The sequence below is a fragment of the Asticcacaulis sp. MM231 genome (assembly GCF_964186625.1).
GTDB lineage: Bacteria > Pseudomonadota > Alphaproteobacteria > Caulobacterales > Caulobacteraceae > Asticcacaulis.
In genome coordinates, this window is sequence record NZ_OZ075108.1 from 1336020 (window position 1) to 1357412 (window position 21393).

Here is a 21393-nt window from a genome sequence, read left to right on the forward strand (position 1 = left end):
CCAACTATGAAACTAATCATCTTCGATTTTGATGGCGTTATCGCCGATAGCAAGTCACTCGCCTGCATGGTTTTGGTGAATGTTGCAGGCGATTTTGGTATTACCCTTACGGTAGATGAGGCAGTCGACAAATTTGTTGGGAAGCGCCTGTCAGAAGTAGTCAGCTTTTTAGAGGTACGCTTGGGGCGCACCATTCCTGGAATTTCAGATCTGATAGCTCAATCGACACTGTCAGCATTTAGCGCAGACCTGAAAGAAGTTCGAGGATTTGGCGGTTTCCTGCAGACCCTCGGAAACACGCAATACTGCATCGCGTCGTCAAGTTCGCCAGTGCGATTAAAAACCAGCCTTGACGTACTGGGCTTGAGTAACACGTTTGCACGGAATGTTTTTAGCGCGGAATCAGTCGATAGAGGAAAGCCATTTCCTGATATATTTCTCTACGCCGCTTCCCAGATGGGAGTGCAGCCGGCGGATTGCTTGGTAATAGAGGACAGTGTTGCAGGCGTTATCGCGGCGAGGGCAGCGGATATGGCTGTCATCGGCTTGCTTGCAGGAAGTCACATCAAGGTCGGGCATAAAGACCGGCTAATTGCAGCAGGCGCTACGTTTGTTGCCACATCTTACGATGAGATAACGCAGTTTCTCGCCACATAAGCTAGTCGCAATTTTATCACCGAATGGCCGTGCGACCAGTATATTCAAAACGGCTGCTTATTGCACCATCGAGCATAGGCCCCGCTTCAACGTCCGCTTCGGGGCAAAAAATCGCAAACCGATACATCATCAGTTCAATGTCTGCATCGGCGCCAAGCCGAATGCGCTGAAAAATCAAACTGGAATATCATACCGGTTCGCGCTATAGTCGTTGACGGAGCCGTACGCGCGGCTCCGGGGCGTCGTAACCCCTTTCCTAGATGGTTGTTGTCGGCCATTCCGGCACACCTCCTTGACCTACGCGGTTGGGGAGCCTGTGACGTATAAAACAGGCTCCGGCTAAAGGTCACAGGGCCGTATCTAGGTGCGGTTACGAACTCCCCGATCACCAGGATCAATGGAGGCTCAAATGCGGGGGCGCACCGCGAACGAGCCTTTCGGGGTTTGTCCATGGATATCGATCAACTTGAAAAGTTCTATATAAATGCCCGCGCTGTTGGCGCGCTGGATCGTCACATCGGTGCGCGATTGCGGTCGCGGCGGATTTTGCTCCAGATGTCTGAGCGGTGGCTGGCCGATGCCTTGGGGTTGAGGCTTGATGAGCTGGAGGCCATGGAGGCTGGCGCGATGCGAATCGGGCCGCGGCGTTTAGCGTTTATCGGGGCTGCCTTGGATGTGGCCGACAGGTATTTCTTTCTGGATTTTCTGGAGACACCTGACGGGGCGCCACGAAGGCCAGGCTGGCTGCGCGAGGTCGATTGCTGGTTCCGCGACCGGGTGGCACCTTACGAAAATCTGCTCCTGAGCGTGGCGAAAGACCTGATCGGCTCTAAGGGCGCGGCGCGCGATCTGGTCCACGATGTATATGCTCAGGTTCTCGCAGGCGACCGGTGGCGCACGATTGAGAACCCGAAAGCCTACCTTCGCAAATCGGTCGTCCATGCGGCCTATGCTTTTCTGGCCAAGAGCCGCCTGGTGCCCTTAGCGCGCGGCGACGATGTCAAAGACGATGTGAAGGACGAACTGCCAGGTCCGGACGTTGAAGCCGAACAAAGGGACCATTTGCGTCGTGTGTTGGCGGCGATGAACAAGCTGCCCCCCAAAAGTCGGCGTGTCATGATCATGCGGAAGGTTCAGGGATTGTCGGGACCAGAAATCGCCAAGCGGCTGGGCATCAGTTTGAAGGGGGTAGAGATCCACCTGACGCGAGGCATGGTCGCCCTCAACAAACATTTAGAGGCAGACGCTGTGGGGGTGGGGTTGAACGCGATCCTGTATACCCAAGACAGCGCCGCCGACATTTCCATCCGTGATCAGAATGAACGATAGGTGGTGCATGGCCGTCAGTCACCGTCTCAATCGCGGCGTTTCGTGTCTGGCAAGTTTAAGAGCTGATCGGCCAGCATCGAGATTCCTGTAAGGTGGAAATCGGAGTCTAGCACCGCTGTCGGGAGTCGGCTGCCGCTTTTGCTGCGGCCCTATTACGAGTGAGGCTTAACTACGCTTCTTCAACGGCAATTCGAGCTGTGTCCCCATTGGAAGCCCGGTGACGTCGGGCTTCGTGGGCACGTTTGCGGGCGTGACGGGTTTCGCTGAATTCCCGCCGTCGATAAACTCCAACAGGTCCCGGCGCATGATCAGACGCCGCCCGCCAACCTTCACCGACCGCAAGGCCCCTTCGGCGATCCTCTCGTAAAGGAATGACCGGCCCAGGCCCGACGCCTTCACTGCCTCGTCTATGCGGTATGAAATCTTGTCGTTGGTATCTGGCATGTGGAAGCCCTCCTGGCCGGATAATACCATGCCAAGCCGGTTTCACTGATAGTCCCAGGAGGGACAGGCAGCGCCAAATGAGGTCAGGCGGCGCACCTAGCGAATGCCGACGAAATTGGTTCGAGAGGCGAAAGACCGCGTTATCGGGGCTCTTGCAGGTCCGGCCAACCATAGGCCGGGGACCTGCAGGAGCCCTTTTGGGAGACATTTTTTTGTGCGGTGCGCAAAAGTAAATTAAATTAACAAAAACAATCGACTACTGCGAAATAACTCCTAATTTTTTTGTTAAATCCTGATAAACGATGTGCAGACAATGACTTACGCGAAACGGGAGTTGAGCCTTTATCTTGCCTTCACTACGTACCTTTTTCGTTCCATTTTCACTGAGGTGTCCTGTCACCACATTTTGTGCGCCGCACACATTGTTCAAATGATCTGCCACCTCATACGCCTGGCAAAGTACGTCCGTATTCACAAAATGGTTTTCCTTGCCTTCTTTCACCAGAGGACTGTTTGACGCTACAGGGAGCGGTATATTTCAACAGGCGGCCAAATTGCGAAAGCGGAATTGCTTTTTTGCCTTTTTTTGCTATTCCTCTTGCATGGACAGGGAGTTCCCAGTCGGCATTTGGCCTCGGTTTATCCGGGGCCTTTTGTTTATGGAAACAATTTCAGCAATTTGATTTTCCCTCTCAGGCCGTCAAAAGCTCGGTTGGCCTGGCCGGGTTTCAGGCAGTGCAGGCCGACGGGACGCGCAACGAAATCCGCCAGTTGCAGACCCGTTGAATTGGCTTTCTTAGGCACAAATCGTATCTCGTAGGGACGCGTCTTGAAGTTGACGCTGGTGGCGATCCGCTGCTGTAGTATTCAAATGATCCGGGTGCGGAATTTTGTTGTCCGACATCTTAGCCGTTTAACGATAGCTCTGCCCGGGGAAATTCACTCGCATGGTCACGTTTGAAGAATATCCGGTCGTTGGCTCGATGGGCCGAGAGGCCGCTTTTCGCTGCCTTTGCGCGAACTGCTTGGGAGAAAGAATATCGATGCCCGTGCGCAGGTGATCGAGATAGTCGGACCACCATTGGGCCATTTCCACCCGTTCATCCCAAAATTGGCTACGTTGATAGATGCCGCGTACACTATCGTCCACATGTGACAGGGCCAGTTCGATTGTCTCGGGTGCCCACAGCCTTGATTCGTTGAGGAGTGTGCTGGCTGTGCTGCGGAAGCCATGTGACACCATATCTTCGTTACGATAGCCCATCGTCCGAAGAGCCTTGTTCAAGGTGGCGTCGGACATGGGCTTTCGCCAACTCTTACGCGCCGGAAAAACCAGTTTGTAATTGCCGAACCTGACATGTGCTTCATTGATAATTGCCAACGACTGGCGAGATAGGGGCACGGAATGAGGTTCCCGCATCTTCATTTTCTCAGACGGTATTTTCCACACGCTGTTGTCACGGTCCACGTCCGTCCATTCAGCACTGCGAAGTTCGCCGGGACGAACGAACACATGAGGCGCTAGCCTGAGCGCAAGGCGAGTGCCGATGTATCCGCCGTAATTGTCAATATCCCGCAAGAGCTGACCAAACGCACTTGGATCAATGATGGCCGCGTGATGGCGTACCTTTGGCTTGATAAGCGCTTCGCCCAGCTCCGCCGCAGGATTGGTTGCGGCTCTGCCCGTAAGGACTCCATAGCGGAATACGCGCGCGATAAAGCCTCTTATGCGGTTGGCCGTCTCATAATGTCCGTTTTCTTCAACCTTACGAATGGCCTGGAGTATCTCATATGGCATGAGATCGTTCAGCGCCTGGTCACCAAGGTCTTTTTCGACAAGGGAAAAGAACCAGGCCATTTTGTACAAGGTCTTCTCTGAAAAGCCGTCCTTGCGCTTTTTCTCGATAAATTCCAGAGCCACCACCCGCAAGGTGCTGCTCTTCTCCAGAATTTTTGCCTTCTCCTGGCGCTTACGTTCCTCGTTTGGATCGACACCGTGAGCCAAGAGGACGCGGGCGTCGTGCCGCCGTTGTCGCGCCTCATCCAGGCCGATCTCGGGATACGAACCCATGGACAACGACTTTTCAACACCGTGCCATCGGTATTTCAGCCGCCAGAATTTGCCGCCAGCCGGCGTCACAAAGAGATAAAGACCGTGTTCGTCATAGAGCTTGTAGGGTTTAGTTGCCGGCTTCGCCAAGCGCGCCGTCATATCCGATAGAGCCATGTTCCCTCCTGGAACGTATGAGCGACATACGTGCGACAGTCGGGCGGCGATACCCCATTATACCCCCAAAATCACGGTGGATGCTGGCGGATACGGGTGGACGGCCGTGGCCTGTTACACGTATAAACTACCAGATTTTAAGAGGTTTTTCAAGATTTTTGCGAATGCAAAAAACTGCAAATGGTGCCCCCGGTCGGACTCGAACCGACACTCCTCGCGGAACCGGATTTTGAATCCGGCGCGTCTACCAATTCCACCACAGGGGCCTGCAGGAAGGAGGTTTGATAATGGCTTTCGCGCATGGGTGCAAGCCCGAAAACCGCCTTCAGACATCAAAGAGTCTTGCTCATGGTGATATGCGGGATCGTCACCTCCTCGAAAACCTCGCCCTCGGCCACATAGTCGTTTGCGGCATAGAAAGCCTGCGCAGTGACGCGTGCCGCCAAGGTGATCCGCGACTTGCCTTGCGTCCCGGCAAAGGCTTCGGCGGCGGCGAGCAGGTGCCGGCCGATACCGGCGCCTCGCTGGCTGTCATCGACCGCCATCTGGCGAAGTTTCAGCGTTGTTTCGTCATAGGGCGACAACACCACGGTGGCGACTAGGTCTTCCCCCTCAAAGGCGGCCAAATGCGTGTCGGTCGCTTCGGCCGCCAGTTGCGCCGAGGTGAAATCGAGCCCCAAAGGCGTGCGTAAAACGGCGCGGCGCAGATTGACCGCCATGGCGTAATCATGGGAGGCGTGGGCGATGTGACGGATGGTGACTGCCATAGCATTTTCCTTGAACAGATCAGGTGTCTAAGCCCGTGCCATAGGCTTGGCAAGTTGCGCCCATGCCATGATGAGCAATTTACAAATACGGCCTGCACAGGGCATATCTTTATAAGATTGGTCTCACTAAAGCTGAGGCTCAAATGCCCTGCAAGCGGAGATAGAGACGATGAAAAACCTTGGTAAAATGGCGGCTATGGCCAGCGTGATGACTGCCCTGGCAGCCGTTTTGGCGCTCAGCGCCTGTTCGCCAAAGCCAAGCGAAGCGCAGATGGCCGCCTCGCAGGCTTCCGAATCGGCCGCCATGTCGATCACCGCCGCCGAAGCCGCATCGCAAGCCGTGGCCGGTGCCATGGCCAGCGTCGATGCCACAGGCTATGTCGGCAAGTGGACGGGGCCGGAAGGCACGTCCCTGACCGTGACCCCGGCGGGCGCCACCTATGAGGTGATCATTACCAATCTCGACGGTCCGCGCACCTTCACCGGTACGCTGGAAGGCGACGGCATCCATATTGTGCGTGATGCGGCGCCGCTGGTCATTCACAAGGGCGATGGTCAGGCCACGGGCATGAAATGGCTGGCGGAAAAGAAGGATTGCCTCGTCGTGGCTGCCAATGAAGGCTATTGTAAAGATTAACGATTGTCGTAAGGCCTCGCATAGGGTAGGGCGGAAGTCTTACCCCTATGCGAGAGATATTATGGCCGACGAAGACGAACTGGTAGTCAAGGACTCCAACGGAACGCAACTGCATGACGGCGACAGCGTTACCCTGATCAAGGATCTGAAGGTCAAGGGCAGCGGCGGCGTGACCCTCAAGCGTGGCACGCTGATCAAGAACATCCGCCTGACCTATGATGAGGATGAAATCGAATGTAACGCGGACAAGGTCAAGGGGCTGGTGCTGCGCACGGAATTTGTCAAAAAGGCTTAAAGAACCTCATGGAAAAGGCGGGGCGCCATCACAGGCTTTTTCAGGCTATCGTCTTGCTGGCTCTGGCCATCGGCCAGATTGCCACGGCGCGGCTGACTGAGTTTCTCGGCATCGGCCAGGCGGTAGAGATACGTTCAGCCGTGCTGGGGCACCCGCTGGTGCCATGGAAATATGCCTTTATCATCTGGGGCTTTATCTATTTTTACAGTCTGGTCGCCGCTATCTGGCAGGTGCTGCCGCGTCAGAGGCATGACACGGCTTTGCTGGCCACGGGGTGGAATATCGCCGGGGTTTATCTGGTCAACTGCATATGGCAGATCTGGGTGCCGGTGATGGATATCGACTGGATCAGCGTGGCGCTGATCGTCATCGGCCTGTTCTTTGGCATCAATGGCCTGTTGCAGCTCAAGGCGCTGGGCGGTCTGACCCGGCGTGAACGCCTCTTTATCTACAGCCCTCTGGCGCTGGTGACCGGCTGGCTGACGGCCGCGGCCTTCGTCAACTTCACCTCGGCCATGCTGGGCACCGGCATCGGGCTCGACCCGACGGAGCTGTGGGTGTCGGCGCTGTTCCTCGTGGCCCTGATCGCCTTTGGCGGTTACATGGTCTGGGTGATCTGCAGTTCGGTCTATGCCATAGCGCTGGTATGGGCTCTGTTCTGGATCCTGATGGCCAACCTGCACCGCGAACACGAACCTGTCATGGTGTGGCTGGCGGGTTTCGGTATCGTCGCCGTGGTGGCCATGCGCATCGTCACCATGGTGATGAAGCCCTTCGTTCCCAAAGCCCAGCGCATCGAAAGCGCCTGATTAGAAAAGCCCTCTCCTGCATCAGGAGAGGGCTATAATCCTTATGGCAGATCGCGGGTGGCCTGCACCTTGGCGTCGCCGCCATGGCTAAGGGCCTTGCGGATGCCGGCGCCATAGGCCGGGTCGATCCGGTCGAAATGGACCAGCGCCCGATCGATGATGAAGGTCGGCACGCCCTTCATAGAGCCTGCGACATTCTCACAGGTGCGCTGCTGCTCACCGGCATCGAACAGCCGGAACAGATTGCCAGCCTGCGTGTAGTCGTCATTGTCCTCGCGGTGGTTCCAGCGATCGGCATCGCCGGAGATGCGCAAAGGCGGTTCACGGTATTCCGGCGCCTGTGCCGGACCGCCGAAGCTGTTGGGCTCGTAATAGGCATCGGGGTTTTTGAAGTTGTCGAAGAAGCGCATCGATCCATCGGCGTGGTAATGATTGACCGGGCACTTCGGCGCATTGACCGGCAGGGCCTCGTAGTGCGTGCCCAGGCGGTAGCGGTGGGCATCGGCATAGGCGAAGATACGCGCCTGCAACACCTTGTCGGGTGAGAAACCGATACCGGGCACGATATTGCTCGGCGAATAGGCCGCCTGTTCGATGTCCATGAAATAGTTATCCGGATTGCGGTTCAGCTCCATGACCCCTACCGGGATCAGCGGGTAGTCTGCGTGCGGCCACACCTTGGTCAGGTCGAACGGATTGTAGCGCGTCGTGTCGGCGTCCAGTTCCGGCATGATCTGCACCTTCAGATCCCACTTGGGGAAGTTGCCCGCCTCGATGGCGCCGAACAAAGCCTCCTGGTAGGATTCGCGCGTCTCACCGATCAGCTTCGCCGCCTCGGCATTGCTGTGATTGACCTTGCCCTGGCGGGTCTTGAAGTGGAACTTGACCCAGAAGCGCTCATTGTCAGCGTTGATGAAGCTGTAGGTGTGCGAGCCGAAACCGTCCATGTGCATGGGAGACACCGGAATACCGCGATCCGACATCAGGATGGTCACCTGATGCAGGGCTTCCGGGCTTAAGGACCAGTAGTCCCACATGGCGGTGGCCGAACGCAGGTGCGTCTTCGGGTGGCGCTTCTGGGTATGGATGAAGTCGGGGAATTTGTAGGGATCACGGATGAAGAAGACCGGCGTGTTGTTGCCGACCATGTCCCAGTTGCCTTCCTCGGTGTAGAATTTCACCGAGAAGCCGCGCACGTCGCGCTCGGCGTCGGCTGCGCCCAGTTCGCCGGCCACGGTCGAGAAGCGGGTGATCAGTTGCGTCTGCTTGCCAACCTCGGAAAAGATCCTGGCGCGGGTGTACTTTGAAATGTCGTGGGTGACCGTGAAGGTGCCGTGCGCGCCCCAGCCCTTGGCGTGGACCACGCGCTCAGGAATGCGCTCACGGTTCTGGTGCGCCAGCTTCTCGATCAGTTGATAGTCCTGCAGCAGCACCGGACCGCGCGGACCGGCGGTCAATGAGTTCTGGTTGTCGGCGATCGGCGCGCCTGCTGTCGTGGTTTGGTGGAAAGGGCATTTTTGTTCGGACATGGATTGTCTCCCCTGAAGTGGCGTTTAAGATGGCAAGGAAAGCGCCGTCATGACCTCAGGTTAAACGGCAGCGCGGCCAAAGAAAAATTGATTGTATTTTTATTTTGCATAAGCTGGCCTTATGGTCTTGAACAATAATGATGTGGGGGGAATGATGCAGATCAGCGCAGCGACAGAGAATGACAAGGCGGCCTGGTTGCCCTTGTGGCGGGCCTATCTCGATTTCTACAAACAGGCGCTGGATGACGACATCACCGACCTGACCTTCGCACGCGCGCTCGATGACGGGGAGAGCCTGAATCTGCTGGTGGCGAAGGAAGGCGACACAGTCATCGGTTTCGCCACCTATGTGATGCACCGCTCAAGCTGGGCGCGGGCCTGGTATTGTTATCTCGAAGACCTGTTCGTCGATGAAGCCGGACGCGGCAAGGGCGTAGGGAAGGCGCTGATCGCCGCGGTGGCGGAGGCCGCCCGGCAAAAAGGCGCCGAACGGCTCTATTGGGTCACGGATGAGGCCAATACAACCGCTCAGGCGCTGTATGAAAAGGTGGCGACGAAGACCGACTTTATCCAGTTCCGCCGCGATCTGTGATTATTTCAGCGCGCCATCCAGCGCCTGATAAAAGGCTTCGGGCTGATCAAGCATGATGAAGTGGCGGCTGTTGTCGATACGGATAAAGGTCATGGCCGGTTTGGCCGCATAGTTGCTTCTGTAGATGGCGTCGGTGGCCTCGGCGTTCTGACCGGCACTGACGGGATAGAGCAGCGTGGCTGGCGTGGTGATGGCGGCCAGATCGGGACGCAGGTCGATCATCAGGTCGTCGTAAAAGCTCTGGGCGAGGACGCGGCGATCGGAGGTCATGGACCAGTCGAGCACCCGGGCCTGATCGGCGGTTGATGTAACCATGCTTTGCGCCGTCTGGCTTTGCTGGCTTTTGAAAACCTCGACCGGTGTGCTGATCATGCCGTTGCGCAGGGCGGTCGCTGTGGGTTTCAGCATATCCACCGTGGCGGCCGGATTGAAGATGACGCCGACATAGGGCAGGGCGTCGACGATGACGAGCCTGCTGGCGTCTTCCGGATGGGCTTTCGCCAGCATCAGGGTCATCAGGCCGCCGAGCGAATGGCCGATCACGACCGGCTTTTGCAGGTGGTTGGCCTTGATGTAGGCATCGAGCGCCGCGACCGAGGGGGCGAGCACATCGCCCGTGGCATTGGCGCCGGCCGGTTCACCGGCGAAACCGGCCAGATTGAGAACGTGCAGGCGGTAGTGATCTTTCAGGTGGACCACCGTGCCGTCCCAGACCGCCGCCGATGAGGCGAGACCGGGAATCAGGATGATGTCGGGGCCGCTGCCGGTGACGCTGACCGAGAAGCGCGCCGAGGCGGCATCAGGATAAGGCGTGGCGGCCTTTGACTGGCTGACGGCGACGCAGATGGCGACCACGACAGCGACGATGATGGCGACATAACGGGCGGGCTTGCCGCAGAAGGGCATGAGCATGGTGATGGTCCTTAAAGGTTGAGGGCGGCGTGAATTCCGTCCCGCAAGGCTGTGGCGACAGATGTCTGATCGGGATCCGTCTGAACGAGGCTGAAAAAGGCGATAAGGATAACGGCGCCGCAGATGACGGAGCGTAAGGCCTGTAAACAGAGCGCAAGAGGGCTGATACGCTCCATGGGGATGCGCAGGGACATGGGAAAATGCCTTTTCGGTGAGAGGTTTAGTCGCCCTGGGACGGGCGGTACGGGTTCTCGAAGACGGCTTCAACCGGCAGGTCAAAGACGCTCGATATCTTGTAGGCCAGGTCCAGTGACGGCGAGTGCTTGTCGGTTTCCAGAGCGATGACGGCTTGCCGGGAAACGCCGAGCTGGGTGGCGAGGTCGGCCTGGGTCAGGCCTTTGAGGGTACGCAACTCACGCAGGTTTTGTTTCATGCTGCCTGCCTCATGATCAGGCTTGTCAGGCCGAACAGGGCCCAGAACAGCGGATAAACGAGATAGAGCGAGAAATGGTGGGCGCCGGCGTTTTCTTCCATAAAGCCCCAGGCTGTGCAGAGAAACAGGGTCAGGCCGGTGGAGATGATGAAGCGCTTGACCAGCATGGCGCGCAGATATTCATCCACCCGCTCGATATAGTCGAGGAATGTCAGGATGGTGCCGCCGATAGGCAGGGCGGGCAGGACGGCAAGGCCATATAGCAAAGGGCCGGTGGGGTTTTGCGCCTTGATCAGCAGAATGGAGCCAAACAGGGCGGCTACATAGAGCACCATCCAGATGGCCATGCCCAAACTGTAACGGGCGGCGGGAGATTTCAGGTTCATGTGTCGGATTCCAGATTGAGTTGATACGGCACCGGTGTAAGGCTGACCTTACATCGTAAAAATGTAATGTCAACCTGACATTGGCAAAAATGTAAGCCTGACCTGACATTTTTTTTAGGCCGCGGTCTGGGGCATCATGTGGATGAAAGCCGGGCGCGCTTGGCACGGGCGTCAAGCTGTGAGAGTGTCGGCTGAAAACAACAGGGGGGCTTCATGGCTGCCGAGATACTTAAGTTTGAAAAGAGGCCGGCCCCGGTCGTGGTGACGCCCAAGTCCCCGCGCTTCGAAGCGCTGGATATCCTGCGCGGCTTGTTCATCATCGGCATGCTGCTGGCCAATAATGCCGGCGACTGGTCGCATATCTGGCCGCCCTTTGAACACGCCGCCTGGCATGGCTTCACCATGACCGATCTGGTGTTCCCCGGCTTTCTGGTCTGCGTCGGTATCTCGATGACGCTTTCGATGAACCGCCGCATGGGCGAAGGTGGCAAACCGGCCATGGCCGCGCATGTGCTGCGCCGCGCTGCCATCCTGATCGGGATCGGTCTGTTCCTCAACCTGCTGCCGAACTTCGACTTTGCCCACTGGCGCATCCCCGGCGTGTTGCAGCGTATTGGGCTGTGCTACGCTCTGGCGGCCGGACTGGTGTTCCTGCACAGTCATGTCGAAAACGGCAAGCTGGTGCTGCACGCCCGGCCTCTGGCCTTCTGGGCCATCGGTCTGGTGCTGGGTTATGCCCTGCTGATGAAGCTGGTGCCGGTGCCGGGCTTTGGCGTCAATCGCTTCGATCCGGAAGGCGCGTGGCCGTCCTATATCGACCGCATCATCCCCGGTATCCAGCACCTCTATCAAGGCGGCAAGAATGAAGCCGGGCAGGTGGTCTATGATCCCGAAGGCCTGCTCTCCACCTTACCTGCGGTGTTCAATATCCTCGCCGGCATCCTGATTGGCCTGTTCATCCAGAAACAGACGCCTGCCAGGGCGGTCGGCGGCGTGGCGTTGGCGGGCCTGATCCTGGTGCTGTGCGCGCTGGCCCTGGATGCGCAGATCCCCATCATCAAGAACCTGTGGACCTCGTCCTTCGCAGTGTTGACGAGTGGTTTGGCCCTGATGCTGCTGTCCCTCCTGATGCTGGTCATGGACCGTCTCGGCTATGTGACGTGGGCCATGCCGATCCGTGTTTTCGGCACCAACGCCATCCTGGCCTACGTCTTTGCCTGGCTGTTCTCGGTCTTCCTCGATGTCACCGGTCTGGCCCGCATGATCACGGCCTGGATGCACAGCGTGATCAGCGATCCTTACCTGATGTCCTTCCTGTTCGCCTTCGGCGTGCTGATGGTGTGCTGGCTGGTGGTGCTGCCCTTCTATCTCAGGAAGATCTTCCTCAAGATCTAGACAATCTCCTGATACAACAAAAGCGCGCCGGTCGGTCTGATCGGCGCGCTTTTCTTTATGCGAGATGGTGGTTTACGGGAGCTTGGGGCTGTCCATGACTGACTTCACATTGGCCAGGGTGGCGTCGTAATAGTGCTCTTCCGGCGCGATATAGACGATGTAGTAGCTCAGGCCCTTATCGGAAACCGCCTGGGCTAAGCCGCGCATGTTGAGGCCATCGGTGGTGCGGGCGGTGAATTCGAAGCGCACGCCCTTATTGCCGCCGATGCTGACAGGCTGGGGATTACGTGTCTCGACCTTCTGATAATCGAGTTCGGCAACTGAAGAGGCTACGAATTCCATCTGCTCGGACAGCGACATACCCGACTTGCCGCGCGGCGCCGGATGGTTGGCCGTGTCACCTTGTGTGACGCTGACCATCAGTGGATCGGCGGCACCCAGGCCTTCTGATACGTAGAGACGGTTGAGCAGGATGCAGTCGATCGACAGGATCCGCACCTTGGGCGCACGGCGATAGAACAGCTTGCTGACATCGGCCCAGTTGCGGTCGAGCTTGATATTGTAGGCGCCGGCGACAGCGAAATTGCCCGCGGGCACAAGTGGCGGCGCCGAGGCGCAGGCTGTGAGCAGCGTGGCAGTGAGGGCGGCGGAAGCGCCCAGTTTTAAAAGCGTCTTGATGGTCATGTGGTTCCCCCTGAAGATGGTGTGGCCGGTACGGGCGGTGGCGCGTCGGGCGGTGATTGCGTTGGCTGAACGTCGGGCGCGGGATGCAGGTCTTTCGACAGGGTGTCGATCTGGTCCTGCACCATCCAGCCGTCCTGTGCGTCAGGCGCCAGCGTGACATAGTGTTTGAAAGCGTCGACCGCTTCGGTATTCATATTGAAGTGGCGGTAAACATCGCCGAGTTGACGCCAGGTTTCCTTGGGCGCATCGGCACTTTGCAAAGCGGTCCTGTAGGCGGTGATAGCGTTTTCCATGTCGGGGCCATCGGCGCCGTTCTTGTCACGCAGGCGCAGGGCCTCACCCTTGTAGAAGTTGAGCAGGCCCAGATCCTGACCGTCGATGCTGAGGCGATCAACAAGATACAGCGTCTGGCCGTAATCCTGACGGCGCAGATCGTCTTTCAGCCAGGCCCCAAGCCAGGGGCGGATATGGTCACGATAGGCGGTGCGCGCGGCCCTGGCCTCGGCTTCGGTGCGCAGGCTGGCCTTGCCGCCGTTGAGCGTCTTGTCGCGCGCATTTAGGGCGATGATGCGATCGACTTCGAGCGGGTGGTTGCCAAACACATTGATGCGCGATGGCGAACGGCGCACCTTCTCATAGTCCGAGGCGGCGGTTTCGTTCAGGCGTTCCTGCCACAGATCGCCGTTACCGCCGACGAAATAGCCGGCCTGTTTGGAGTAGATCATGCCGTAGGCGTCGGCCTGAGCTTCCATGTCGCGCGAATAGTTCATCAGTGCAGCGATGGTGCCGAGATAGGTCAGGTTGACCAGCCCGCTGGTGACATTGTTGATGTCGCGGATGGCTGAATAGGAGTTGGCATTGAGCGAGGCGCCAAGGGCGACGGCGCTGATCAGGATGGTGGCGGCGAGGGCGGCGTTCTGGCCGTTTTTCATGGCCTGATATTGGCGCATAACGTGCGAATGACGGAAGTGGCCGGCCTCGTGTCCGACAACGAAGGCGAGATCGTCCTCGGTTTCACAGCGCAGCAGCAGGCCGGTCCAGACTTCCGTATAGCCGTTGGAGGCCATGCTGGCGTTAAAGAACGGCCGGTCCATGACATAGAGCCGAACATCGCCGGAAAACGGTCCGGCGACGCGGGAGACAACGTTGCCGACATAGGCCTGAAGCGCCGGATCGGTATTGCGCTCCCCCGAGGTCTTCGCGTCATGTTCGACCTTGGCCGTTTCCGCCCAGACACCGCCTTCGAGAGTTCTTGGGATCGGGTTTCTGGCCGGGGATGCGCTCAGGCGAATCGCTGCCGAGATCGGCGATGAGCGGTGTCGCATCCTGGGCATGCGTCACGCACGGTAACGCTATCGACAGGGCCACTGTCGACAGAAGCGCCGCCCGCATCGTTTTTAAAGCTGACATGATGTCGGCCTTACAGCGGCAGGTTGGCGGTCAGGGTATTGACGGCGGAGGCGGCGCCTTCGGCTGTGCGGATATCGGTGCCGGCTGCGACACCCATGAAATTGTACCACACCACCTTGCCGGATTTGAGATCGATCAGCGAGGCCTGAATGGTCTGGCCGCCCATGGGGATGGCGGCGCCCAGAGCGGCCATGCCGATCATCATAGCGGCGCGGCCGCCGCTCGAATAGCTCCCTTTGACGCGGACGAACAGGGCGTAGGCCGGCGGCGCATCGGCGGTGGCATCGGCCGGCACCAGCGTGGTGACGCCGTCACCGAGCGTCCAGTCGAAGCCCACCTTGGTCGGCATCTTGTAGGTGATGATCTGGTTGAGCGCGATCGAATTGATGACGGCATCGTTCAGCTTCAAAATCTGGAGCGCGCGCGGGTCTTCATAGGTGGTCAGATCGATGGTTGAGGTCTTGTACTTGCGGTTCGATAGCACAGTGTTCAGGCTCTCGCCGATGAACTTGCGCGCCGATTGGGACCACTCTTCCTTGGGGTCTTGAGAACCGCCGGCCGTAAGCAAGGCCAGAGACACTTCCGGCTGAACCAGCAGAACCGGCGTTCCGACCTCTGGCTTGGCAATCTTGACGTAGTTGACGGGTGCCTCAGCCATGGCAGGCGCCAGTGTGGCAGACGAAATGGCGAGCGCAAGCAGGCTCACCGTAATGATACGGTTCATGGAAGTTCCCCCCTAAAATCAATAAATCGTTTTCAATACATACAACCAAGCAATGCAAAAACGATTTTGAACACTCATATCGCGTTCGGAAAATTCCGGCAAGCAGGATTATTTCAGATTTGACACAATGCCTTATGCACCCTTGCTGAGGAACAGTGGACACTCTGAAAGTGCAGCTTGACTTTGATGATGCCCTGGAACAAAATGAGAACATTCTTTGTGGAGGTGGCCTATGTCTTCGTGGTTTTGTGATACGCAGCTTAAGGATCTGCCTCAGGATACGCGCATCATGATCACGTGCGACAAATGCCGGCGCCAGCGTGAGGAGTTGGTGCGTCAACTGGTCAATGAAGCCAGGGTCGGGGCGATGTATCTCGATCTGATCGAATGGGCGTTCAGTTGCTCGAACTTCCACTGCAATGGCACAGTATCGTTCGGCCTGTTTACGCCGGTGACGATCAGGATGGTCGGACCGCAAACCTTACGCTATGCTTAGGCTCTTAAGCCTATTTCTTCATGTGCGACGTAATCACATCAAGCAGCGGATGCGGGTTGCGTTTGAGCTGATCGGCCTTACCCTGTTCGCGCAGATAATAAAACTGGCCCTGCGTCACACTCGGCGCCAGTTCGTAATCCATGGCGTCCCAGCCGTCCTCGCGGTAACCGTAAAAGGCCCAGTGTGCCCTGTAACCGTTGAGCGTATCGAGCACGTCATTCATATAGGCGCCGCAATCGACCCATTGCCGCACGCAGCCGAATTCCGCCGCCACCATGCGATTCACTGGCACATCATGCGTTTTTGCCCAGTCAAACGGCACGGCGAGGAAGCGCGTCATCACCGCCTTGTTCCACGTCACCTTTTCCGCCCCCATCCACGATTCAACGCCAGGATATCGCAGTTGCGGCTTGCGTTTCAGATTGGGCGAACTGGTCGCCTCGTAGGGTTCGTACATATGAAAAGCGTAGAGCACCTTGTCGTCGCTCAGTTTTGACGGCCAGTAGCTGAAGCTGCCGGCATTGGCGTACCAGCCGCCATCGACCATGACCGGTGTCACCGTATCGACCGCGCGCACCGCCTTGATGACTTGTTCGTAAAAGCCCGGCAGGTCATGCGTCGTGCCCTTATATTTGGCATACCAGGCCTGACGGACCTCCGGCGTCGCCTGTTCATCGAGCCCCATGCCCTTTTCCGGTGTTGGCTCGTTGATCAGGTTATAGCCCGCCATGGCCGGATGATCTTTCAGCGCCATCGCCAGATCCCGCCAGAACGCGGCCGACTGATCCCAATAGGCGCGATCCTTCCACAGGCGGTCGTCCATCTTGCCCTCATTCTGCTGGCTCCAGCGATCGCCGGGCAGTGAGAGCGGCACGACCACGACCTTGATGCCGGCCGCCTGGGCCGCATCCAGACACTTGATCAGCCTGGCCAGATCGCCGGCAGGCATACCCTTATAGGCGTCGGCATTGCCGATCAGGAAATCCCTGCCTTCCCCCTTCCATTTGGAAAAGGTCAGTCGCACCCACGTGGCGCCAGTCGCTTTGAGCGCGCGGAAATAGGCCTCGTCGGGGAAGCTGTTGCCGCCATATTGCGGCGTGTCCCAGAAGGTGATCAGATCGGCGGAACAGACCGGCGTGGCGAGGCCAAGGGCCAGCGCGGCCGCGGCGATAAGGCGTTTCATGATCGGGCTCCCTTTTTTAAGAGAGAGTGCCGCAAACGCCGGCCGAATACCAGAGCCTAGCGCTCGACCGGCAGGCCCGCCATCACCCAGGCGCGCAGGCCGCCGGCGAGGTGGTCGTGGATATCGATGCCCGCCGCCTGACAGGCATGGGCCGCCGTCACAGAACGGACGCCGCCGGCGCACGACAGCACGACATACTTGCCATCGGCTGAGGGCAGGGCTGCGGGATCGAGCGTCGACAGCGGATAGTTGACCGCGCCTTCGATGCGGGCGTCGGCGAACTCATGCGGTTCACGCACATCGATCAGCAGGATGTCATCGTTGCTCAGGGCGGCGCTGACCTCTTCAGGCGTCATATTGCGGATCGGTGTGGACATGGAATGGGCCATTCAGAGTGAGTTCGGCCACATATGGCACCTTAGAGCACCTGACGGAAGATGCCGGTCTGGTAAAAGGTGCGGCCGAGCTGGCGGTGATCCATGGCGATGGTGAAGCGGAAGTCGCCGCCGCCAAGATCGGTGTGGCTAACATGGGTTTCACCCGGTGACAGCCAGTGCGGCAAGGGGATTTGCACACCGGCGAGTTCCCAGAAATAGCGCTCGCTTGTGAAATGCAGGGCGCCGTCCTTCTCATAGGCGCGCAACCGCATGCCGAACCCGAGCCCGACATATTCGCAAAGCTGGCCCCGGGCGTTTTCGCGCTTGGCGGAAACCACCGTGAAGGGGCGGGCAAAGCCATAGGTGCGCTGCCACCAAACCCCGCCGCCTTCGCGCCGGGTAAGGCGCACCTGCATCGGCACCTTTTGGCCGCGACGGGATGTCAGCGGATTGCCGATCAGGCGGGTCAGTTGCGCGAACAGCCAGCCGGCGCGCGAGCAATGGACCGTCTCCATCACGCCCTCATAAAGGATGGGGTGTTCCGGTTCGTGGGCAAAGCGCGCCTGGACCGATGGATGCAGGCGTCGCCATGCGTTCCCCAGAAGCCTTGGCAAAAGGCCTTCCTCATCCTGTAAAACCTGGCTTTTGCGTACCGCCAACATCCGCGTACCCTTGACTTTTTCTGCGAATTGAATTACATTTAGCTAATAATCTAATCGTTATAATGTCAAAAACAATTCGTCAATAGGCTAAATGTAATGCGTGCGGTACAAGCGGCTAAAATCTTCGCGGCCATGGCCTCCGAGCCACGGCTCAAGATCCTGGCCTATCTGTCGAAATCGACCATGACGGCGGGGGAAATCGCCGAGCGCTTCGACATGGCCAAGCCGTCGCTCTCCAAGCACCTGAGCATCCTCGAAAACGCCGGCCTGATCTCCAGCGTCAAGAAGGGCAAGTTTATCCATTACAGCATCGTGGAAGAGCATATCGTCAATTCGCTCGATGGCTACCTGCAGGAGGTTTGCCCGACGCGCAAACCCTTGCGCGAGGAAAGCGCCGCCAAGGCGAAGAGCGATCAGGATTAGACCTGCGACAGCCTGACGCGCGTCAGAATGCGCAGGTTACCCATAGAAAATTTGTGGATATATGATCGCCATCACCTCAGCAAAGAAGGAGAATGGCTGTCATGACACATATTCTGAAAACACTCGCAGGCCTTGGTATTCTGGCGCTGGCCGCCGGCGCAGGCGCAGGCCACGCGGCCGATTTCAAGCCGAAGCAAAAGGGCACCATCATTGTCGCCGCCCGCATCACCACGGTGGCGCCGGACGAAAGCGGCGACATCAAGACGGCGGCGGGCGTTGATTCCGGCCTGAACGTCGATGTCAACAACAGCACCGTGCCGACGCTCGGCTTCAGCTATTTCTTCACCGATCACATCGCGGTCGAAGGCATTCTTGGCACCTCGAAGCACCAGATCAAGGCCGTTGGGCCGTCTACCGACGTCGAAGTGCACGAAACCTGGGTGTTGCCGCCGGTGGTGACCCTGCAATATCACTTCAATCCGGCCGGTAAGGTCAGCCCCTATGTCGGCGCCGGCGTCAACTATATGAACTGGTACGGTGGCAAGGATCAGAACGGCTTCAAGGTGCGCCTGAAGAGCGGTCTGGGCACGGCGGTACAGGCCGGTGTCGATGTGGCGCTGAAAGGCCCCTGGTCGCTCAATCTCGACGTCAAGAAGGTCTTCTATAACACCGACGCCCGCATCAATGACGGCGCTCTGGTCTCCAAGGTCGATCTTGATCCCATCGTGGCGTCCGCCGGTATCGCCTATCGCTTCTAACCCGTTTTAAAGTCCCTCAGACTGCGGCGGCCCTGTTCGAGCAGGCCGCCGTTTTTTTATGGGTGAAGCACCTTTTTATATGGCAAATTGTGACGGTATCGCTAACATGCCCTGAACAACGATAATGGTCAGGGAGCAGGACATGATGGGGAAGCACCTTTTCGCAGGTATTCTGTCGGTTTTGATCGCTGCAGGTGGCGCGGCCAATGCCCGGCCCTATGAGTGGAAGACCATACCCTTTCAGGGCGGGGGCTTCGTCGATGGCTTCCTCTACCATCCGAAAAAAGCCGGTATCCTTTATACCCGCACCGATGTCGGCGGCATGTACCGTTTCGACTATGCCGGTAAGCGCTGGGTTCCGCTGATGGACGGTTTCGGCAAGGACGACTGGGACTGCATGGGCGTCATGACCATGGCCGTTGACCCGCAGAAGCCGGAGCGTCTTTACGCCACCTGCGGGCTTTATCTGAATGCGCGCGTCCCCAATGGTGCCGTGGTGCGTTCCAAAGATCAGGGCGCGACCTGGAGCATCACGCGCCTGCCGTTCAAGCTTGGCGGCAATGCCATGGGGCGTGGCACGGGCGAGCGCTTGCAGGTCGATCCGTCTGACAGCGACACGCTCTGGCTCGGCACGAATCAGGACGGGCTGTGGGTCAGCCATGATCGCGGCGTCAGCTTTACGCGCACGAGCTATGCGCAAAAATCAGTCACGACCATGCTGGTCTCCGGCAAGACACTCTATATCGGCTCAGGCGAGGTCGGCGAGGGGCTTTACCGCAGCAGCGATGGCGGCCATACCTTTGCCGCCGTGCCGGGTTCGCCGAAGATGATCCCGCACCAGATGGCGCTGAGTAACGACGGCGTCCTCTATGCCACTTTCAGCGACAATCTCGGCCCGCATGGCGTCACCGATGGCGCGGTGTGGAAGCTGACGGGTGATACGTGGCGCGACATCACGCCGGCAAAGCCATCGAAGGAAGCGCCCTTCGGCTATTCCGGTCTCGATCTGTCGCCGCAGGGCACGCTGATCGTCTCGACGTCGGATCGCTACAGCGGCAGCGGTGACGACCTCTACATCAGCACGGATGGCGGCGCGCGCTGGACACCAGTCGGGCCGCAGGCCGTGCATCACAGCCAAACCCATCCGTGGCTGCGCGACTATATGGGGGGGCATGATGAAGACGCAGTAGCCCGCCAGAATATGGGGCACTGGATGGATGGGGTGAAGATCAATCCGTTCAATCCGAAAGAACTGCTCTACGGCACCGGTTATGGCGTCTGGATGACGCAAAATCTCGATAATCTGGCGCGTCAGCAGAAGGTCGATTTCACCTTTGAAAACAATAATCTCGAAGAAACCGTTATTCTTGGTCTGGAAAGTCCTTCCGCAGGGCCGAAGGTGCTGATGGCGGCGGGTGATGTCGCTGGCTCGGCCTTTACCGACCTGACGAAGACACCGTCGCACGGGCTTTTCTCGCCGACCAACAAGACCAATCAGTCGGTCGCCTTTGCCGCCCTGAAGCCGAACATTATCGTGCGCAGCGTCGATTCCGAGGATACGCGCGGCTATATTTCGCTCGATGGCGCCGAAAGCTGGACGCCCATTGCCGCGCCAAAGCCGCTCGACACGCCGGACTGGCACGCCCATCGTGCCGGAAAGATCGCCATCTCCAGTCAGGCCGGCGCTCTTGTCTGGGTGCCGGAAAATGAAGGCGCCTGGTATTCGCACGACCTCGGCAAGACCTGGACGCTCTCGACCGGCTGGCCCAAGCCGTCGCGCGATCTGGAAGCCATCGCCGACAAGGTCAATGACGCGGTATTTTACGCCTATGACCGCGGCACGGGGACGGTTTTGGTCAGCCGCGATAGCGGGGCATCGTTCGCGCCTCTGTTTACGGTGGCGGCTGGCGGCGGGCAATTGCGCGCCGTGCCGGGCCGCGAAGGCGATCTATGGCTGGCCACCCCGGCCGCACTTTATCATAACCAAAAGCCGGTGCCCGGTGTCGATGTCGCCTGGCAGGTGACGTTTGGCAAGGCCGCGCCCGGCGCGGATTATCCGGCGGTTTTTCTGTGGGGTAAGGTGAAGGGCGAGGAAGGCCTGTGGCGTTCCGACGATGCCGGCGTCACCTGGGTGCGCATCAATGATGATGCGCACCGCTTTGGCCAGATGCGCGCCATCGCCGGTGATCCGCGCGAATACGGCACGCTTTATGTCGCGCCGGACGGGCGCGGCGTCATGGTCGGGAAAGGCAACTAAGGTCGCC

Annotated in this window: 27 protein-coding genes and 1 tRNA gene; 12 read left to right on the forward strand and 16 right to left on the reverse strand. The window is 58.5% G+C overall.

Annotated features, from left to right (window positions below; genetic code table 11):
* Window positions 1-6 precede the first annotated feature (6 nt).
* The gene (locus tag ABQ278_RS06540; RefSeq protein ID WP_349321758.1) at window positions 7-657 is read left to right on the forward strand and encodes an HAD-IA family hydrolase; all 651 of its coding nucleotides are present in this window, start codon (window positions 7-9) and stop codon (window positions 655-657) included.
* Window positions 658-1107: 450 nt separating this feature from the next.
* Entirely contained in the window at window positions 1108-1986 is an 879-nt protein-coding gene (locus ABQ278_RS06545) for a sigma-70 family RNA polymerase sigma factor (protein WP_349321759.1), read from the forward strand.
* 165 nt (window positions 1987-2151) lie between these two features.
* Here ABQ278_RS06545 and ABQ278_RS06550 read toward each other — a convergent pair whose 3' ends face one another.
* Both ABQ278_RS06550 and ABQ278_RS06555 read right to left on the reverse strand, forming a co-directional pair.
* Complete coding sequence (locus ABQ278_RS06550; protein WP_349321760.1) at window positions 2152-2430, reverse strand: excisionase family DNA-binding protein; 279 nt, start codon at window positions 2428-2430, stop codon at window positions 2152-2154.
* A 256-nt stretch (window positions 2431-2686) separates the two neighbouring features.
* Complete coding sequence (locus ABQ278_RS06555) at window positions 2687-2932, reverse strand: hypothetical protein (RefSeq protein ID WP_349321761.1); 246 nt, start codon at window positions 2930-2932, stop codon at window positions 2687-2689.
* Between the two features lie 11 nt (window positions 2933-2943).
* On the opposite strand from ABQ278_RS06555, the gene ABQ278_RS06560 reads away from it, so the two are divergent.
* Window positions 2944-3216 (forward strand): hypothetical protein, encoded by a 273-nt coding sequence (locus ABQ278_RS06560; protein ID WP_349321762.1) that lies wholly within the window; start codon window positions 2944-2946, stop codon window positions 3214-3216.
* A 127-nt stretch (window positions 3217-3343) separates the two neighbouring features.
* Here the strand turns inward: ABQ278_RS06560 and ABQ278_RS06565 are convergent, their stop codons facing one another.
* The 3 genes from ABQ278_RS06565 to ABQ278_RS06575 all read right to left on the reverse strand — a co-directional run bounded on the left by ABQ278_RS06565 (window position 3344) and on the right by ABQ278_RS06575 (window position 5424).
* Window positions 3344-4657, reverse strand: coding sequence for an integrase arm-type DNA-binding domain-containing protein (locus ABQ278_RS06565; protein ID WP_349321763.1), 1314 nt, complete (start codon window positions 4655-4657; stop codon window positions 3344-3346).
* A gap of 181 nt (window positions 4658-4838) precedes the next feature.
* Window positions 4839-4923 (reverse strand) — tRNA-Leu (locus ABQ278_RS06570).
* A gap of 66 nt (window positions 4924-4989) precedes the next feature.
* On the reverse strand, window positions 4990-5424 hold the full coding sequence (locus ABQ278_RS06575) for a GNAT family N-acetyltransferase (protein ID WP_349321764.1): 435 nt from the start codon (window positions 5422-5424) through the stop codon (window positions 4990-4992).
* Window positions 5425-5593: 169 nt separating this feature from the next.
* On the opposite strand from ABQ278_RS06575, the gene ABQ278_RS06580 reads away from it, so the two are divergent.
* The 3 genes from ABQ278_RS06580 (at window position 5594) to ABQ278_RS06590 (ending at window position 7165) form a co-directional block, all read left to right on the forward strand.
* Window positions 5594-6061, forward strand: a complete 468-nt coding sequence (locus ABQ278_RS06580) for a hypothetical protein (protein ID WP_349321765.1) — start codon at window positions 5594-5596, stop codon at window positions 6059-6061.
* A 61-nt stretch (window positions 6062-6122) separates the two neighbouring features.
* A complete protein-coding gene (locus ABQ278_RS06585) occupies window positions 6123-6356 on the forward strand; it encodes an alkylphosphonate utilization protein (RefSeq protein ID WP_018083646.1) in 234 nt (77 codons plus the stop codon).
* Between the two features lie 8 nt (window positions 6357-6364).
* A complete protein-coding gene (locus ABQ278_RS06590; protein ID WP_349321766.1) occupies window positions 6365-7165 on the forward strand; it encodes a hypothetical protein in 801 nt (266 codons plus the stop codon).
* Between the two features lie 41 nt (window positions 7166-7206).
* Here ABQ278_RS06590 and ABQ278_RS06595 read toward each other — a convergent pair whose 3' ends face one another.
* Entirely contained in the window at window positions 7207-8694 is a 1488-nt protein-coding gene (locus ABQ278_RS06595; RefSeq protein ID WP_349321767.1) for a catalase, read from the reverse strand.
* A gap of 151 nt (window positions 8695-8845) precedes the next feature.
* Here ABQ278_RS06595 and ABQ278_RS06600 point away from each other — a divergent pair, with 151 nt between their 5' ends.
* On the forward strand, window positions 8846-9286 hold the full coding sequence (locus tag ABQ278_RS06600) for a GNAT family N-acetyltransferase (RefSeq protein ID WP_349321768.1): 441 nt from the start codon (window positions 8846-8848) through the stop codon (window positions 9284-9286).
* Here ABQ278_RS06600 and ABQ278_RS06605 read toward each other — a convergent pair whose 3' ends face one another.
* From ABQ278_RS06605 to ABQ278_RS06620, 4 genes are read right to left on the reverse strand one after another with little or no spacing between them, the layout of a single operon-like run.
* Complete coding sequence (locus tag ABQ278_RS06605) at window positions 9287-10198, reverse strand: alpha/beta hydrolase (protein WP_349321769.1); 912 nt, start codon at window positions 10196-10198, stop codon at window positions 9287-9289. It abuts the gene before it with no gap.
* Window positions 10199-10209: 11 nt separating this feature from the next.
* A complete protein-coding gene (locus ABQ278_RS06610; RefSeq protein WP_349321770.1) occupies window positions 10210-10392 on the reverse strand; it encodes a hypothetical protein in 183 nt (60 codons plus the stop codon).
* Between the two features lie 26 nt (window positions 10393-10418).
* Entirely contained in the window at window positions 10419-10631 is a 213-nt protein-coding gene (locus ABQ278_RS06615) for a helix-turn-helix transcriptional regulator (protein ID WP_349321771.1), read from the reverse strand.
* Window positions 10628-11017 (reverse strand): hypothetical protein, encoded by a 390-nt coding sequence (locus ABQ278_RS06620; RefSeq protein ID WP_349321772.1) that lies wholly within the window; start codon window positions 11015-11017, stop codon window positions 10628-10630. The genes ABQ278_RS06615 and ABQ278_RS06620 overlap by 4 nt, the downstream gene beginning before the upstream one ends.
* Window positions 11018-11230: 213 nt before the next feature.
* Here ABQ278_RS06620 and ABQ278_RS06625 point away from each other — a divergent pair, with 213 nt between their 5' ends.
* Complete coding sequence (locus ABQ278_RS06625) at window positions 11231-12412, forward strand: hypothetical protein (protein ID WP_349321773.1); 1182 nt, start codon at window positions 11231-11233, stop codon at window positions 12410-12412.
* 72 nt (window positions 12413-12484) lie between these two features.
* On the opposite strand, the gene ABQ278_RS06630 is transcribed toward ABQ278_RS06625, so the two are convergent.
* The 3 genes from ABQ278_RS06630 to ABQ278_RS06640 form a co-directional block, all read right to left on the reverse strand.
* Window positions 12485-13096, reverse strand: a complete 612-nt coding sequence (locus ABQ278_RS06630; RefSeq protein ID WP_349321774.1) for a hypothetical protein — start codon at window positions 13094-13096, stop codon at window positions 12485-12487.
* Window positions 13093-14430, reverse strand: coding sequence for a M48 family metalloprotease (locus ABQ278_RS06635; protein ID WP_349321775.1), 1338 nt, complete (start codon window positions 14428-14430; stop codon window positions 13093-13095). The genes ABQ278_RS06630 and ABQ278_RS06635 overlap by 4 nt, the downstream gene beginning before the upstream one ends.
* An 86-nt stretch (window positions 14431-14516) precedes the next feature.
* A complete protein-coding gene (locus ABQ278_RS06640; RefSeq protein ID WP_349321776.1) occupies window positions 14517-15230 on the reverse strand; it encodes a hypothetical protein in 714 nt (237 codons plus the stop codon).
* A gap of 232 nt (window positions 15231-15462) precedes the next feature.
* On the opposite strand from ABQ278_RS06640, the gene ABQ278_RS06645 reads away from it, so the two are divergent.
* The gene (locus ABQ278_RS06645) at window positions 15463-15726 is read left to right on the forward strand and encodes a hypothetical protein (protein ID WP_349321777.1); all 264 of its coding nucleotides are present in this window, start codon (window positions 15463-15465) and stop codon (window positions 15724-15726) included.
* Between the two features lie 10 nt (window positions 15727-15736).
* Here the strand turns inward: ABQ278_RS06645 and ABQ278_RS06650 are convergent, their stop codons facing one another.
* Genes ABQ278_RS06650 through ABQ278_RS06660 form a run of 3 tightly spaced genes read right to left on the reverse strand, consistent with a single transcriptional unit; the run spans window position 15737 to window position 17948 of the window.
* Window positions 15737-16909, reverse strand: coding sequence for a cellulase family glycosylhydrolase (locus ABQ278_RS06650; RefSeq protein ID WP_349321778.1), 1173 nt, complete (start codon window positions 16907-16909; stop codon window positions 15737-15739).
* A gap of 56 nt (window positions 16910-16965) precedes the next feature.
* Entirely contained in the window at window positions 16966-17286 is a 321-nt protein-coding gene (locus ABQ278_RS06655; RefSeq protein WP_349321779.1) for a rhodanese-like domain-containing protein, read from the reverse strand.
* Between the two features lie 41 nt (window positions 17287-17327).
* Window positions 17328-17948 (reverse strand): DUF4166 domain-containing protein, encoded by a 621-nt coding sequence (locus ABQ278_RS06660; protein ID WP_349321780.1) that lies wholly within the window; start codon window positions 17946-17948, stop codon window positions 17328-17330.
* Between the two features lie 96 nt (window positions 17949-18044).
* Here ABQ278_RS06660 and ABQ278_RS06665 point away from each other — a divergent pair, with 96 nt between their 5' ends.
* The 3 genes from ABQ278_RS06665 to ABQ278_RS06675 all read left to right on the forward strand — a co-directional run bounded on the left by ABQ278_RS06665 (window position 18045) and on the right by ABQ278_RS06675 (window position 21386).
* Complete coding sequence (locus ABQ278_RS06665) at window positions 18045-18371, forward strand: metalloregulator ArsR/SmtB family transcription factor (RefSeq protein WP_349321781.1); 327 nt, start codon at window positions 18045-18047, stop codon at window positions 18369-18371.
* A 101-nt stretch (window positions 18372-18472) separates the two neighbouring features.
* On the forward strand, window positions 18473-19129 hold the full coding sequence (locus tag ABQ278_RS06670; RefSeq protein ID WP_349321782.1) for an OmpW family outer membrane protein: 657 nt from the start codon (window positions 18473-18475) through the stop codon (window positions 19127-19129).
* Between the two features lie 142 nt (window positions 19130-19271).
* Window positions 19272-21386 carry an exo-alpha-sialidase gene (locus ABQ278_RS06675; RefSeq protein ID WP_349321783.1) on the forward strand — a complete coding sequence of 705 codons (2115 nt, stop codon included), beginning with the start codon at window positions 19272-19274 and terminating at the stop codon, window positions 21384-21386.
* The last annotated feature ends 7 nt before the right edge of the window (window positions 21387-21393 follow it).